The following is a 14,834-nucleotide window of genomic DNA, read 5'->3' as shown; positions in this document are numbered from 1 at the left end:
GAAGAAGGAGGAGTCCGGCTCCGAGCGCCGGCACACCTCCCCTCAATTGTCATGACTGGCAAGTCATGCTTTATTTCATTAATTTGGCCGCCTCTTGATTGAAGGCTTCCATCATCTCCGCAACGTCCTTGTCCGCGCGGTAAATATTCTCAAAGTACTTCACATAAGTCTGGCCCAGCTGCTCCCATGCCGGAATAACCGGCATCGGCATTGCCGCTTCCAACTGCTTGCCGTATACGCTCAGTTGCGGATCATCCTTGAGCACATCGGCTTCCCATGCCGCTGTTGTGGATGGTAGCGTCTTGGACAACTCGTGCCACTTCAGCTGCGTCTCCGGCTTGCTCATATAAGCGACGAACTTGGCAGCCGCATCCTTGTGCTCGGAGTATTCGAAGATAGACAGATGGGAGCCGCCCAATAGAGAGATATTGTTCTCTTTGTTCGGAAGAACGGCCATTCCCCACTTGCCTTCCAGCTCGGGAGCCTGCTCGGAGATCAGCTTGATCATCCAAGGCCCGCTAATGAACATCGGCGTAATGCCTTCGTTGAACGCCGGAATAATGTCCAGCCCCAGATCCTTCGGTGCCGAGCCGTTCTTGTAGAAGCTGGCGATGTATTCTACTGCTTCCACGAACTTCGCGTCCGTGAAGTTAGGCTGACCGTCTTCCTTGAACCATTCCGCGCCATTCTGACGCGCGAACATGAAGCCCAGCGACTGCTCCTTCGGATCGATGCTGATGCCGTATTGGCCTTCGCCTCGCGCAGCGAGCTTCTGTGCTGCGTCGGACAGCTCCTCCCAAGTTGCAGGCGCCTGCTCATAGCCCACTTCCTTCAGCAGGTCGGTGCGATAATAGAGAACGCGAGTGTCCACATACCAAGGAATGCCTACAATTGTCCCGTCGATCTGCGCGCTTTCCGCTGCGCCGGTGAAGAAGTTGTCCATATTCAATTCCGGATACTGCTCGATGTACGGCGCCATGTCGGCAAGTGCGCCTGCGCTTCCGAATTCAAGCGTCCACGAGGAGCCCAATTGCACAACGTCCGGCCCTTTCTTGGAAGCAACTGCCGTCAGCAGTTTGTCATGTCCTTGCCCCCATGGCAGCGCCTGCACTTTAATGGAGATATTCGGATTCTCCTTGGTGAAGTCCTCAGCGATTGTCGGCAGCGCTTTGGCCTCCTCGCCCATTCCCCATACGTTCAAGGTTACTTTCTCTTCTTTCGTTCCCTCGCCAGTATTGGTTCCGCCATTGTTAGTGTTATTAGAGCCACAACCTGCAAGAAGACCTACGCTCAACAATACCGCCGTTGTAACTTTGACTGATTTATTCACACTTATCTACCCCTCTCATTGATGTCGTTTTGTAGATATAACCCTATAACCAGATTAAGCTTATATGAATCGTTATGCCGCCTCTCCCTCCTCTGATAGATTGTCCTTTTCACTGTAATGCATACCCTTTTTAACCATTGAACAGCATTGGTGAAACGTTTCGATCATGCGTAAAAAAAAGAGAATGAGAGGTTTCATTCACATGTTTCACACTATCTAAACGTTTCGATTTTATTATATAAGATTCTGTAATCGTATTCAACTGGAAAACAACGTTTTATCGAAACGTTTAAAATTAGTCACAATTTCATTGCCCTTCATGTTTGGTTAAGCTTGCATCACTGGGAGGCGCTACGTCCTCGTGAACAGCGATTGGAAGTGGCTGTAGTCTTCAACCGTACTGCATGCGCTGTCTCTAGATAGTGTCAGACGATTCTCCATGAGCAGCCGCTGCAAGCTCCCGCTTCAGCGGCAAGCCAAGAGCACCGCTATGCCTTCGAGGTGAGAAACTTGCTATTCGATATCATTCAGAACCCGCAGCGGCAGCCCTTCCACAATGAGCAGATTGAGGTTCAGCCCTTGTGCTTGCCGGTTTGCTCGCTTGCCTGCTTCCCGCCGAAGGCGAGACGCAAGCCGACAACGATTATGAGGAATGCGGTTATGACAGTCGGAAGCATATATTTGATCCGGTAATACTCATTCTGGAACTGATGAAAGTACTGCGTAATCAATTCCGCCGCAATACGGTCGAACAAATAATAAGCGCCGGACAAAATCAGCAATACGCCAAACCAGCGCTGATAAGGCACCAGCTGGGAGAGGATCGGCTCATCCTGCAGCTCTTGCTTCTCGTAGCGGGCTGTCATCTGCACGGCATCGAAGAAAGCGAAGCACCAGAATAACGGCAGAAGGAAGAGGAACAGCGACAGGCGCAAGCTGTCCATCATAAACATCGCCAGTAGAAACCCGCCCATCAGCTGAAGCCCTCTCTTCTGCAGGCCGAGATACAGATGGCCCGCTCCCGGGAAGACCGCAAGAGCAATAGCCAGCGCTCTGTTCTTCTGCCCGGACATATGCTTCTCCACCTGTATGAACAGGGAGCGGTCCTCCAGCACCTCTCCGCGCTGCTTGGCGTTCACGAGACCGATGGCATCGAATATGCTGTATGCCCATATGACCGGCAGTGCCAGCAAGAAGATCAGCACCGCACCGGAACCCATGACAACACTGAGGAACAGGATGATAGACAACAGCCCGACGAAGGAAATCAAAAACGTAATCCCTCTCTGCATAAGACCCAGGCTCATATGACCGATACCCGGTATAATGGACAGCATGATCACCCGGCTCTTTTCCTCTTGCTCGTAGGCGTAGACTGGGCCGATAGCAGACGAGGCATGCGGTATTCCTTGCGAGGCACCGTACGCAGTGCCGCCATTCGGCGCCGACCCGTATGCAGCGCCCCCGCTCGACGCAGATCCGTATGCACTCGCGGCGTAAGCGGCAGGCGCGGGCGGCGGAACGATGCGTTCTCCTTCCACAGACGTTACCTTCCCGGATATGATGGTCACTATCATATCGATCATATTGACAATGGCGAATACAGCCGCCACGAACAGCAGGAACGCGAGAACGTCTCCTCCGATATCCCCTCCGCTAACGAGCAGGCCGAGAAACCCCAAACCTATTGGACCAAAGAAGCCTCCAGCATAAAGCAAAAATCGCCACATGCGTCCAAGATAGGCATGACCTGCACCGGGTATAAAAGAAAGCCAAAATGCGACTAACGGACTTTTCGGCACCTTCATCATTTCCATCCTCTCTTCTTCTATTGAAATCTGGCGGACTGAATACGGTCAATCCAGCTTCCCGTTCGGTTCAACATACGCTCCGACCAAGAAGGCTCCGGTATCTCCTGAGGTTCATGTAACGCTTCATAGCCTGGAACATGGCCTGATGCCATATCCAGCTCGCGCAGCTTCTCCGACAATCCGGCGAATGCCCCCGATGCCAGCAGCATTAAGGTAATGGAAGCCGCTAGGGTGTAATGGGCAGCCGGATGCTGCAGCCAAGTCCGGCGTCTGACCGTTGTATGGACAATCGGGCTGTCGGAGTTGTCCTGCCTGTTCCCGCCTTCCGCATATTCACTGCTTCCAAGCCGTTCACCCTCTTCGCATAACAGTCCGTCGATTACGGAATCCGCCATCTTCTTCATATCGGGCATAGCGAGTATCCAAGGTGAATCGACCGCTTCGTCATTCTCATCGCCCTGACGGGAATCCTTCGCTTCCAGAGCCGCCATGAACACGGCCAGACACTCCTCGCATGACACCAGAGCGCCGTCCACCTTATCCCGATATGCGCCATCCAGCATGCCATCCAGATACTTGAGCATATCCGCCATCGTTATATGCGAATGCGTCACGTTGTCCTTCATTCGAAATCCTCCTTCCGCCAATGCCGCTTCATCCAGTTTCGCGCCCGATACAGTCTCGACTCCACGCTTTTCCGTTCCAATCCCGTTTCCGCCGCAATCTGCTCGTAGCTTTTATCTTCCATGTAGTAGGCGTATACCACTTCACGATAGTTGGCCGGAAGATGCTCCACAAGCGCTCTAATGTTGCTCCGTTCGTCATGGCTGATCGCCATGTCTTCGGCCGACCTTTCCAGCACTTGCGGAGGGGGAACCGCTTCTCTTCTTTTTACCCCGGTCCCCCAACCACTCTCTCCATCCTCCATCAGCTGCTCAGGTCTTCGCGCTTTTTTCCGCTTGAAGTCAATCGCCCGATTAACCGCAATGCGGGTAATCCACGTCTTGAAGCCTTCCAGCCTGCAGTCCGGGAGGGAGCGATAGATCTGCAGCAGCACTTCCTGTGTCACATCCTCCGCATCATGCGGCGACTGCAGCACAGCGTACACCGTACGGTACAAATATGGACCATACGTCTGCACGAACGGCCTATAAGCTTGCGGACCGCCGTCGCGCACCGCCCTGATCCAATCCGTATTCTCGATATCGCTCCCTCCCTTCCTGTCCTAATAGACGTCATCCGCCACGCTTTCCCCTGCACCTGCTACATAATTTCGCTGCATCTGCTGCATTTTTTCCGTTCACACTAAAAAAGCCCGACGGCTTCTCGCCGTCAGGCCCGTTCCACATTCGCTTACCCGTTCAGAGCATTCTTTAGCTCATCCGGCGAACGCTCCCACCATTCCGCATTATGCTCCATCAGCAGCTTGCGAAGCGCCGCCTTATCGCCCTCACCCAGATTATCCAACATGAATCTGCGCTTGATGGAGTAATCCAGCCGGTTCACATGGTCGGCGAGAATCTTCCAGCCGCGACGAGCTTCGCTGTCAATGAGCATCTCACATGCCGTCGCTCCGGCATAGAAGGAGCCCTCCTCGTCCCGGTCCACCGCCACCCAGACGATCCAGCATTGGCGGCCGTTCGGCGTGTCCTCCTTGTTGGAGGTGAACTTGATGCCACGCTCAATCTTACTCTTGGCATGCATCGCTCCTACGTCAATATAAGCTTCGCCATTATCAATCATGACGCAGGCTACATTGCTGAGGTCAATGGAGCCGGCGCCGAATCCTCTATGCTTCTTGCCGCTAACAACGTTCAGCGACAGTGACTTCTTCTCCGGCTTAGGTGTGTTGTTCTGCTCTTCAGTCATACGTTCTTCATCTCCCGCCTTTCCCGTACAATAATTCCATTTTAGCTAATAATCTTGGAAATGCAAACATATACATGCTGTAGATGCTTGTCAACGGGAGGGAATCGTGAATGTCTCCATACCATGTCAAATCAATTGCAATCGGAGCACTTGCAGTGATCATGCTCATTCTATCCATTCAATCCGGCTTCGGAACCGCTTGGCAGTCCAAGTATACATACGCCCTCGCCCCAACAGCCCAGACGAAGCAGGCGCCCTCTCCGAGTTCGGCGGGTCCGCCGTCGAAGGCGCCATCACCGGATCAGACGACACAGCTCCAGCCGTTAAGCAAACGTATCGTGGAATACCACATGAGCGTAAGCTTGCGCGAGGATGGACAGCATCTGGATGGCGAGCAATCCGTCACCTGGACGAATCCGGGTAAAAAAGAAGTGTCCGAGCTCTACTTCCATCTGTATCCTAACGCGTTCCAGTCAGGCAAATCCACCTTCATGCGCGAATCAGGGGGCAAGCTGCGGCAGGATCGAGCGACGCCGGACAGCCGCAGTCACATTGAGCTACTCACGCTTCAGACGCTGGAAGGAGAAAGTCTGCTGCCAAGGCTGCAATACACACGTCCGGATGACGGCAATGCTCATGACTATACGCTGGCCAGGCTCCGGCTGCCCGAAGCGGTGTCGCCGGGCAAGTCCGTTACGCTGCGCATGAGCTTCGAGGTGAAGCTGCCTGAAGTGTTCGCCCGCATGGGGTATTCCGGCAACTTCGTCATGGCGGGCCAATGGTTCCCCAAGATCGCCGTCTATGAGACTGAAGGGGTTCGCAATCGGACGACGGAGGGATGGAATGTCCATCAATATCACGGCAATTCAGAGTTCTACAGCGACTTCGGCGTATACAGCGTACGCATCCGTGTCCCCCAGAGCTATGCGGTGGCGGCTACGGGGCTTCAGACGAAGCCAGCCATTACGCAAGACGGTTCGAAGATCTTCCAATTCTACGCCGAGGATGTGCACGACTTCGCCTGGGCCGCATCACCAGACTTCATCTATGAGGAGGTCGCTTACTCCGATAAAGGCATTCCCGGGGTACGAATCAAGCTGTATGTCGATCCAGCGCATGCCGAACTGAAGGAACGGTACATACACGCCGCCAAGTCCGCATTATCCAACTATGCGAAGTGGTACGGCTCCTATCCCTACAGCACCTTGTCCATTGTCGTCCCGCCCAAGGGAGCAAGCGGCGCAGGAGGGATGGAATATCCCACGCTCGTGACGGCATTCGCCGCAGATAAGGACAATCCCGGCTACGAGCTGGAGCGCACAATCGTTCACGAGATCGGCCATCAATACTGGTATGGCATGGTAGCATCCAACGAATTCGAGGAAGCTTGGCTGGATGAAGGATTCACCTCATATGCGGAAGACAAAGTCATGGAGGCCGCTTACGGCGTCACTCCCAATCTCAGAGTAGAGTCCAGCTATATGACCGATCCGGCGCCGCTGAAGCAGACCTCGTGGACGTATAACTCCCACTCCCAGTATGCCGAGAATGTCTATATTCGAGCGAAGCTGGTGCTGCTGGACATGGAGCGACAGGTTGGCAGCAAGCTAATGCAGCGAATACTCCGCACTTATTTCCAAAAATACAAATTCAAGCACCCTTCCACGGCGGACTTCCAGCGTACGGTCGAGCTAGTGACCAAAACGAAGTGGACGGAGTACTTCAATCAATTCGTCTATGGCGACGGAATGGCCGACTTCTCCGTAGAGGCGATTACGACCAGAGAGACGTCGCAAGACGGCAAGCGGCTCTATGAATCCACCGTGCTCATCAAGCGCCACGGCGGCGGCAACCGTTCTATTCCCATCGTGATGCGATTCGCGGACGGGACAGAAGTGACGAAGGAATGGCGAGCAGAAGAAGCCCATATTCAATATACAGAATTGTCCTCATCTCCGCTGGAATGGGTATCTATCGATCCGCAGCATACGAATGTGCTGGATAATAAATTGATTAACAACTTCATGATGGCGGAGCTGGAGACGGAATCACGCACACGCTGGAGCCTCGCCGCGACGAAGCTGCTGGAGGGCCTGCTCCGTTCCCTCGGCTGGTAGATCCGATGCCATTCACCAACTTCCCGACAGGAGTGATCACGATGAGATCGCATATCGCGCAAGGCTGGCGGCTTGCATCGAAGCATATGCACCTTGTGCTGCTATTGTTCCTTTACCAGCTGCTATGGGGCGTTATTCTGTACCGTCTGATTGACTCGACGGTAGCTCCGCTGCTCAGGAGATTTCCCGGCACGCCCTCCTCGCAGCATGCACTGCATCCCTTCATGACGGAGGCTCAGTTCCATCTGTTCAAGACGGAGCTGATTACCCCTTATCTATGGGTCATAGGCGGCTTGTTCGCCGCCCGCATGCTGATCACCCCGCTCTTCAATGCGGGCTTATACTATTCCTTGCATCATGAGATGCGTGATGGCGGCGGCACCCGCTTCCTGGAAGGCATCCGCAAAGCCTGGAAGCCGGTCATGCTGCTCTACTGGCTGGAGAGCGCGCTAGTGCTGGCTCCCGCTTATTGGCTATTGCCGAAGGGCATGGAGCTCGTTCTCCACAGTACGTCCCTTGCAGATCTGGCGACAGGCATACTGCTCGGCGCCGCCTGCTGGCTGCTATGGGCAGGACTGCTGCAGCTTCTCTTCCTAGCCATGCAACTCGGCGCCGTCACCGGCGACGGCATGTTCCGCACACTGGGCAGGGCCGCTAGCCGATTCCTATCCTATGCGTCCCTCTCCCTGCTGATGTGGGGAAGCGGGCTGCTGCTCAGCATGGTCATTTCCGGCCTGTCTGTATGGATGGCAGGATTGATTGCCCTCATCTTGCATCAGAGCTTCCCGCTTCTTCGCACTTTGATCAAAGTATGGACGATCGCCTCACAGTATAATTGCCTGCAATCGAAGTAGCAGGCGCTTCCTTGGTAGAGGCGACCTGCGGCGCCGGCTCATCTGCCACTCGCCCTACAGCTTAAGAACCCCCGTGTAATACAAGAGTACCAGCAGCACCAGCACGGGCGACACGATGCGCAACATGAATAGCCATAACCGTAGCCATCCGGGGTGCAGGCCGGCTTCAGCCCGCGCCCCCTTCCATATGTATCCCGCGAATATCGTGACAATAAGCCCCGACAGCGGCAGCAGTACATTCGTCACAACGAAATCAACCCCATTGAACAAGGACTGCCCACCGATGATCAACCATTCCGCTTCTTGGTTCAACGATAAGGAGCATGGCACTCCCACAAGAAAACTGAGTATGGCAATGAAAAGTACCGACGTCGAACGGCTCCATCCGAACGCGTCCATAACAAATGCCGAAGGCACTTCCAGAGCCGAGACGGCCGACGTAATCGCAGCGAGCGCCAGCAATAGGAAGAACGTTCCCCCGATCAGACTACCGAAGGGCATCGCCGCGAAAGCTGCCGGCAATGCCACGAACACAAGGCCAGCACCCTCGGTAGGCGCGATACCGAATACGAATATAGCAGGGAAAATAATTAGTCCGGCTAGCAAGGCATACAACAGGTTGCCCAGTCCGATTGCCAGCGTCGCCGTACCCAGCGATTGCCGCTTGTCCACATAGGCGCCGTAGGTCATCATCGTACCCATCCCAAGAGAGAGGGAGAAGAACGCCTGACCAAGCGCGACAAGCGCTGACTCTGTCGTAAGCTTGCTGAAGTCCGGTCGGAAGAAGAAGGACAGCCCTTCCCCCGCCCCTTCCAACGTCATTGAGCGAATCGCCAGCACAATTAACAGGAGGACTAGCGCCGGGATAAGAAGCTTGTTGAACCTTTCAATGCCAGCCGATACCCCGCGTACAATAATCATCGCCGTAACAAGCGTCACGATGAACTCCCAGCATATCGGCACCCAGCTGCCTACGAATGCAGCGAACAACTCTTCATAGTTGGCACCGTTCGTCAACACTCCGCTGAAAGATAACATAGCATAGTGCAATGTCCAGCCCGCCACGACGCTGTAGAATGCCATAATGAGGAAAGATGCGGTCACCGGCAGCAGGCCGACGCCTCCCCAAGCTTTGCTCCCGCCCAGCCTGGCCATCGACAACGATGCGCTCCCCCTCCCACTCCTGCCGATCGTCAATTCCGCCAGCAAGATCGGCAATCCGATTAACAAAATGCAGAAGATGAACAGCAGCACGAACGCCGCTCCTCCATAAAGTCCTGTTATGTAAGGAAACTTCCACATATTACCCAATCCCACGGAGCTACCGACAGCGGCCAGAATAAATCCTGTCGAGGAGAAACGGTCCGACCTGGCATGATTGATCTCACTATCGCTCATTACACAACAACTCCCACCAGTATAAGAGTACTGGTGGGTAGTATGACCAATTTGCGATCATTCGACTCTATTGGTCGATACGAGAGAACCGCTCATTCTCAGCTGTCAGGCTGCTCAAAAGAGGAAATATCAGCGCCAAGACTATCTGCCAGCTTCTTGCCCAGCTCCGCATCTGCCCGATAGAACTGGCAGACTGCTCGCATACGAATATCGCTGTTAGTCGCTTGGAGATCACCCGTCAGATTGTCAATCAGGCTCTGTTGCTGCTTCTCGTCCAATGACCTGTATCGTTCGCCCGCCTGCGTGAAGTCGTCCGTCTTATCGATCTTCCGCCGGCCGGCAAAGCCTTGTAGGAGCACGTAGGAATCCATGTGTTCCGGCGATTCCACAGGACTGCCGGATGAACTATTCGGCTCGTAATTGACCGAAGAGGCATCCACCTTCGTAGTCATCGCTCCGTCCCGCTGATAGTTCCGTACTGGCGCATAAGGACAATTGACGGGGATATTCAAGTAATTCGCACCCAAGCGGTAACGCTGTGTATCAGGATAGGAGAATAGACGCCCTTGCAGCAATTTATCCTCCGACGGCTCAATGCCCGGCACGACAACGCTTGGAGAGAACGCCGATTGCTCCACATCAGCAAAGTAATTAATGGGATTGCGGTTCAATGTCATCGTACCGACCATCATGAGCGGGTACCTATCCTCCGGCCATATCTTGGTCGGATCAAGCGGGTCGAACGCATAGCGGTCTAGATGCTCAGGAGGCATCAACTGCACATGCAACTCCCAGGATGGATAGTCGGCCTGCTCGATTGCCGCATAGAGATCACGGGTCGCATGGTTGAAGTCCTGCGCCTGCATCTCACTCGCTTCCTTCGCTGTCAAGTTGCGCACGCCTTGCTTCGACTTCCATGTATACTTCACATAAACAATCTTGCCCTCCCCGTTGATCCATTTGAAGGCGTGAACGCCAAATCCGTTCATCTCCCGATAGGTAGCCGGCGTCCCGTCGTCGGTGAACAGCCAGGTCAGCATGTGTGTCGATTCCGGCGTCAGCGTCATGAAGTCCCAATAGCGGTTCGGGTCCTGGATGTTGGTGTCCGGCGCTGGCTTCAGTGCATGCACCATATCAGGGAATTTGATCGCATCGCGGATGAAAAATACCGGTAGATGATTGCCCACCAGATCGTAATTGCCTTCTTGTGTATAGAACTTGACGGCGAAGCCTCTGGGATCGCGAGCCGTCTCCGGCGAGCCCGTACCGTGAATCACGGTAGAGAAGCGGACGAATACAGGCGTCTCTACACCAGCACTTCTGAGGAAATGCGCCTTCGTATAATCCTTCATCTCCTGCTCAGTGCGGAAGACGCCGTGAGCCCCGGCTCCGCGCGCATGAACGACTCTCTCCGGAATGCGTTCCCGATCGAAGTGGGCCAGCTTCTCCAGCAGATGGTAATCCTCCAGCAGCGTCGGTCCCCGTTGTCCGGCCGTTCGCGAATTCTGATTATCCCCTACCGGCGCGCCTTGATTAGTCGTCATGTTCCCTTTATCCATCGTCAACACCTCATTAGCATTATAATTAGACATAACCTGAATGCCGTCATAACGTTGGCGTTGCGCATTGCGGACACAATCCTTCTACCAGCACTTGCGTATGAAGTGCCTTGTATCCGGTCTCCCCCTGTACCTTCTTGAACCAATCGCCCGGCAGCTCCGTCATTACTTCGTCTACACGGCCGCACTGCTTGCAGACGATATGGCCGTGTTCTTCCACCCGCGCATCGTAACGGCTGATCGCCTCTCCTAGCTTCAATTCACGGATAAGTCCAACATCCGCCAAGTAACGCAAGGAGTTGTAGACGGTGCCGTAGGCGAATTGAAAGTCCTTCTTCCTTAGCCGTTCAATAATGTCAGCTGCAGTGGGATGATCATGCGACTGCTGCACCACTTCATAGATTGCTTTTCGCTGTATAGTTAAGTTTATTTTCCCAGCCATAAGTTCATGCCGCCTTTATCGTTTAATTTAGACTAAGTATAAATATGCACTTTGACATCGTCAACTTTCGACAATTTTCCACCAATTCTCGATGTGATTTTATTGTTATCTGAATATTTACAAAATTAAAATAATAATATATAATGAGCTTAACTTAAAGGAAAGGGGATAGTCCATTGAAGTAAGTTAGCGAAGCGTGCCCTATCACAAGGGAAAGGAGTATTAACCATATCGGGCATGTGGGAATCCGAGTCGGCCAGAAGATGAAGATGTGAAATACCGGGCAAGGAATAATGATGAGCAAGGATTATTGAAGAGAGTACAACATATTGAAGAAAGTTTGGAAACAAGTTAGCTGTGACAACACATTTAAGTGCTGTACAAGCAGTGGATTGGAGCGTTTGAATAAATTGAATAGGCGCAAGTCAAGAACGTAAAGGGATTCTGGTTATCAGCAGATAAGCAGAATCCCTTTTATCGTGTTATAGAATGGGGCTAAGTAGTCGGGAGACAGACTCTTTCATCCGCTGGAATAACGGACGGGCCGCATATTCTTCTGCCGTCAGCAGGTGACAGTGCTTCTCATCCTGTCGGAATATGTCCATCAGACGATTCGACGTGTCTCGGTCGTAGATGAAGGCATTAATTTCGAAATTCAGCTTAAAGCTGCGAATGTCCAGGTTGGCGGTTCCTACTGACGCCACCTTGCTGTCGATAACAAGCGTTTTCGCATGAAGAAAGCCTCGCTTGTACAAATATACTTTGATGCCGCTGGCAAGCAGCTCTCCCATATAAGAGCGAGACGCCCAGTATACGAAGAAGTGATCGGGCTTGCTTGGCATCATAATACGCACGTCGACACCGGATTGGGCGGCGATGCGAAGCGAGGTCAACAGACTTTCATCCGGTACGAAATATGGCGTCTGCAAGCAGATCGTTCGCTCTGCCGAGTAGATCATCTTCACGTAGGCATTCTTGATCTGCTGCTCTTCGGAATCAGGACCGCTGGCTACAAGTTGCATGCCGATATGCCCTTGTCTCTCGCCCCCTACGGGAAAGTAATGTTCGAGAAGCTCGATTTTCCCCGGGAACGCCAGGTTCCAATCCATTAAGAACTGGGCCTGCATCTGCAGCACTGCGTTTCCCTTCACTTTCAGATGGGTGTCGCGCCACTCGCCAAAGTGTTTATTCAACCCCAAGTACTCGTCCCCGATATTAAATCCTCCAATATACCCTACCTTGCCGTCAATAATCACAAGCTTGCGATGATTACGGTAATTAATTTTCAAGTTGAGATACGGAATTCTGGAGGGGAAGAAGGCTACCTCCCTGCCTCCAGCAGCTCTAAGCTCGCGGAAGAATCGCCTGGGCAGTGCTGAGCTTCCGATATGATCGTAAAGAAATCTGACTTCAATGCCTTGAGTGGCTTTCTCCGCCAGCGCCTTGACCAGCCTGCGTCCCAGAGCATCATCCCTTACAATATAGTAAACCATATGAATATGGTGCGTGGCAGCCGCGATATCCTCCAGCAGCGCATCGAATTTCCGGTTGCCGTCAGTATAGATCTCAATCTCGTTATTATCCGTATACAACGCGTAGCTGGACAGTAAGTTCATATAGATCATATCCTGGTATTTGGCAAAATCACGGTCCTCGAAAGGATAACCCCTGCTAGCGAACATCGCCATCTGCTTGCCGTATTCCTCTTCAATGATGCGCTGATTGTCGCCAAGCAGCTTATTCAACTTCCGCCGCTTTATCTTCTGCCCCAGTATGAGATACATAATAAAGCCCAATACAGGGATGAAGAACAGTACCATGACCCACGCCCAGGTAGAGGTGGCATTGCGCCGTTCCAGGAAAATGATCGTCACCGCAAGCGAAATATTAAGTAGCATAATCAATAGCGATAAATTTTGAAGCAAGCTCATGCTGCAAGCCCCCCATCAGGAGTTCAGTTACCACCAAGTATATTCATGGCCTGATCTGGACCATCCTATAAAGAAGGAGGTGGATTCAATGGCCAAGGATGTACTATGTGAAGTGAATTCTTGCAAATTCTGGGCTGCGGGCAATCAATGCGCCGCAACATCGATCTATGTCGTAAGCAATCGTGGGAAAAACGCTGCAAACTCGGAAGAAACGGACTGCAAGACTTTCGAGCCGAAGATCTAAGGACAGGGCTCATGGGAAGCGGAACGGCTTGGCGCAATGTTACGCCCAAGCCGAAGGCTTCTTTCATTGTGATACAGGAATCGCATGATAATGCTCCTCCAACGTCGAACCTTCAACTGTAAGCTTCTTAGCAAGCTCCTTGCCTACATAGCGCAGATGCCACGGCTCGTACTGGTAACCGGTAATATCGTCCTTGCCCTCCGGATAGCGGACGATAAAGCCGTATTCCGCACAATGCTCTTGTAGCCAATCCGATTCCTCCGTCTCGCCGAAGCAGTCTGCTGCGGCGCATTTGCCGTCGCTCCCGCTCACATCGATGGCAAGCCCCGTCTCATGCTCGCTCGTGCCAGGCAGCGCGCTATATGTTCTCGCCTTCTCATAGCCGTCACGCTTCACATACCGATCGAACAACGCCTTCTGTGTAGCGTGGGAGCGATATCCTGATACTCCTGCCAGATAGATGCCGTCCTTCTCGGCGGCCTCGAACATCTCTTCCAGCGCCTTCGCCGCTTCCTTGCGAAGCTTCCGCTTCTCCAGCTTCTCCGAGAAGATGAACTTCACCTCAGGATAGACGAGATCATCCGGATTGTAATCCTCGGGCAGCTTATTATGCGGATTGACAAGCGCTATAACACTGTCCGGCTCGGCCAACACGGCGATATCATTATCCTCGCCTCTGGAGTAGGCTTGTCCGCTTGCATCCACTGCCCCCTCGCCTCCAAGGCCAGACGGCACTTCTGTCGGCGCTATTTCGTCAGGCGCGCTATCCGGCTGCGTTATCCCCTCATTCTCATCGGTTATTCCACTTCCCTCATTCCCACCGGAACCTGCGTCTATGGAACTAGTTGGATTCGGGGGTGTAACAGCGCTCGTCCCCTTACTTTCGTCAATAAATCCGCTTTGTCCCTTCACAGACTCGTCCAATCCCTCCGCAAGACGCGGCGCCTCTTCCTGTCCGGAGCCCGCTTCCTTCCAAGTTTGCTCCGATAGCGCATAGCTCCCGGCCGCCACTGCCGCAATCGCCAGCGTTAACAGCAATAATTTCCCTTTTTTCATGTCCATGAGCTCCTTTATGACAAAAAAACTAGATTGATGAAGCTTGACGTTGTATGAATCCGATTGGACGGCCAAATCATACCTGAATACATATCATCTATCCTAAACCGGGGTCTTTTGCCTTTTGACAATTACCCACCAGAAGTAGCATAATTAATTTTGCAGTAAATATTTATAAATTGTTAAAGCGAGATCATACTGAAAGCATGGCCAAACAGAGAGA

Annotated in this window: 13 protein-coding genes; 3 read left to right on the top strand and 10 right to left on the bottom strand. The window is 52.9% G+C overall.

Features of this window, described 5'->3' with window-relative positions; all coding sequences use genetic code 11:
* Nucleotides 1–70: 70 nt before the first annotated feature.
* From ACFQ2I_RS14785 to ACFQ2I_RS14765, 5 genes are all read right to left on the bottom strand, one after another.
* Complete coding sequence (locus ACFQ2I_RS14785) at nt 71–1,336, bottom strand: sugar ABC transporter substrate-binding protein (RefSeq protein ID WP_377565334.1); 1,266 nt, start codon at nt 1,334–1,336, stop codon at nt 71–73.
* Nucleotides 1,337–1,902: 566 nt separating this feature from the next.
* Nucleotides 1,903–3,147: a hypothetical protein gene (locus ACFQ2I_RS14780; protein WP_377565274.1), complete on the bottom strand. Its 1,245-nt coding sequence runs from the start codon at nt 3,145–3,147 to the stop codon at nt 1,903–1,905.
* Between the two features lie 11 nt (nt 3,148–3,158).
* Nucleotides 3,159–3,767 (bottom strand): hypothetical protein, encoded by a 609-nt coding sequence (locus tag ACFQ2I_RS14775; RefSeq protein WP_377565272.1) that lies wholly within the window; start codon nt 3,765–3,767, stop codon nt 3,159–3,161.
* Nucleotides 3,764–4,318 carry an RNA polymerase sigma factor gene (locus tag ACFQ2I_RS14770; protein ID WP_377565271.1) on the bottom strand — a complete coding sequence of 185 codons (555 nt, stop codon included), beginning with the start codon at nt 4,316–4,318 and terminating at the stop codon, nt 3,764–3,766. Before ACFQ2I_RS14770 ends, ACFQ2I_RS14775 begins: the two co-directional genes overlap by 4 nt.
* A gap of 176 nt (nt 4,319–4,494) precedes the next feature.
* Nucleotides 4,495–5,010: a YwhD family protein gene (locus tag ACFQ2I_RS14765; RefSeq protein ID WP_377565269.1), complete on the bottom strand. Its 516-nt coding sequence runs from the start codon at nt 5,008–5,010 to the stop codon at nt 4,495–4,497.
* A 110-nt stretch (nt 5,011–5,120) separates the two neighbouring features.
* Between ACFQ2I_RS14765 and ACFQ2I_RS14760 the strand changes: the two genes are divergently transcribed.
* A complete protein-coding gene (locus ACFQ2I_RS14760) occupies nt 5,121–7,127 on the top strand; it encodes a M1 family metallopeptidase (protein WP_377565268.1) in 2,007 nt (668 codons plus the stop codon).
* Between the two features lie 41 nt (nt 7,128–7,168).
* Nucleotides 7,169–7,981: a hypothetical protein gene (locus ACFQ2I_RS14755; protein WP_377565267.1), complete on the top strand. Its 813-nt coding sequence runs from the start codon at nt 7,169–7,171 to the stop codon at nt 7,979–7,981.
* A gap of 54 nt (nt 7,982–8,035) precedes the next feature.
* Here the strand turns inward: ACFQ2I_RS14755 and ACFQ2I_RS14750 are convergent, their stop codons facing one another.
* The 4 genes from ACFQ2I_RS14750 to cls all read right to left on the bottom strand — a co-directional run bounded on the left by ACFQ2I_RS14750 (nt 8,036) and on the right by cls (nt 13,311).
* A complete protein-coding gene (locus tag ACFQ2I_RS14750) occupies nt 8,036–9,379 on the bottom strand; it encodes a sodium-dependent transporter (RefSeq protein WP_377565265.1) in 1,344 nt (447 codons plus the stop codon).
* Between the two features lie 98 nt (nt 9,380–9,477).
* Nucleotides 9,478–10,938 (bottom strand): catalase, encoded by a 1,461-nt coding sequence (locus tag ACFQ2I_RS14745; RefSeq protein ID WP_377565264.1) that lies wholly within the window; start codon nt 10,936–10,938, stop codon nt 9,478–9,480.
* A gap of 46 nt (nt 10,939–10,984) precedes the next feature.
* On the bottom strand, nt 10,985–11,380 hold the full coding sequence (locus ACFQ2I_RS14740; protein ID WP_377565263.1) for a Fur family transcriptional regulator: 396 nt from the start codon (nt 11,378–11,380) through the stop codon (nt 10,985–10,987).
* 482 nt (nt 11,381–11,862) lie between these two features.
* Complete coding sequence (gene cls, locus ACFQ2I_RS14735) at nt 11,863–13,311, bottom strand: cardiolipin synthase (RefSeq protein ID WP_377565261.1); 1,449 nt, start codon at nt 13,309–13,311, stop codon at nt 11,863–11,865.
* 88 nt (nt 13,312–13,399) lie between these two features.
* On the opposite strand from cls, the gene ACFQ2I_RS14730 reads away from it, so the two are divergent.
* Complete coding sequence (locus ACFQ2I_RS14730) at nt 13,400–13,555, top strand: DUF1540 domain-containing protein (RefSeq protein WP_377565259.1); 156 nt, start codon at nt 13,400–13,402, stop codon at nt 13,553–13,555.
* A gap of 63 nt (nt 13,556–13,618) precedes the next feature.
* Here the strand turns inward: ACFQ2I_RS14730 and ACFQ2I_RS14725 are convergent, their stop codons facing one another.
* Nucleotides 13,619–14,611, bottom strand: a complete 993-nt coding sequence (locus ACFQ2I_RS14725) for a M15 family metallopeptidase (RefSeq protein ID WP_377565257.1) — start codon at nt 14,609–14,611, stop codon at nt 13,619–13,621.
* Nucleotides 14,612–14,834: the final 223 nt, after the last annotated feature.

This window comes from Paenibacillus chungangensis (assembly GCF_042675905.1).
In the GTDB taxonomy this organism is placed as follows: Bacteria; Bacillota; Bacilli; order Paenibacillales; family Paenibacillaceae; genus Pristimantibacillus; species Pristimantibacillus chungangensis.
This window is presented reverse-complemented; position numbering and strand designations above follow the sequence as displayed.

Bases quoted from the DNA above. Each gene is read 5' to 3' on its own strand.
- ACFQ2I_RS14780 (WP_377565274.1), bottom strand. From the start codon at position 3,147: ATGGAAATGATGAAGGTGCCGAAAAGTCCGTTAGTCGCATTTTGGCTT.
- ACFQ2I_RS14775 (WP_377565272.1), bottom strand. From the start codon at position 3,767: ATGAAGGACAACGTGACGCATTCGCATATAACGATGGCGGATATGCTC.
- ACFQ2I_RS14765 (WP_377565269.1), bottom strand. From the start codon at position 5,010: ATGACTGAAGAGCAGAACAACACACCTAAGCCGGAGAAGAAGTCACTG.
- ACFQ2I_RS14760 (WP_377565268.1), top strand. From the start codon at position 5,121: ATGTCTCCATACCATGTCAAATCAATTGCAATCGGAGCACTTGCAGTG.
- ACFQ2I_RS14755 (WP_377565267.1), top strand. From the start codon at position 7,169: ATGAGATCGCATATCGCGCAAGGCTGGCGGCTTGCATCGAAGCATATG.
- ACFQ2I_RS14750 (WP_377565265.1), bottom strand. From the start codon at position 9,379: ATGAGCGATAGTGAGATCAATCATGCCAGGTCGGACCGTTTCTCCTCG.
- ACFQ2I_RS14745 (WP_377565264.1), bottom strand. From the start codon at position 10,938: ATGGATAAAGGGAACATGACGACTAATCAAGGCGCGCCGGTAGGGGAT.
- ACFQ2I_RS14740 (WP_377565263.1), bottom strand. From the start codon at position 11,380: ATGGCTGGGAAAATAAACTTAACTATACAGCGAAAAGCAATCTATGAA.
- cls (WP_377565261.1), bottom strand. From the start codon at position 13,311: ATGAGCTTGCTTCAAAATTTATCGCTATTGATTATGCTACTTAATATT.
- ACFQ2I_RS14730 (WP_377565259.1), top strand. From the start codon at position 13,400: ATGGCCAAGGATGTACTATGTGAAGTGAATTCTTGCAAATTCTGGGCT.
- ACFQ2I_RS14725 (WP_377565257.1), bottom strand. From the start codon at position 14,611: ATGAAAAAAGGGAAATTATTGCTGTTAACGCTGGCGATTGCGGCAGTG.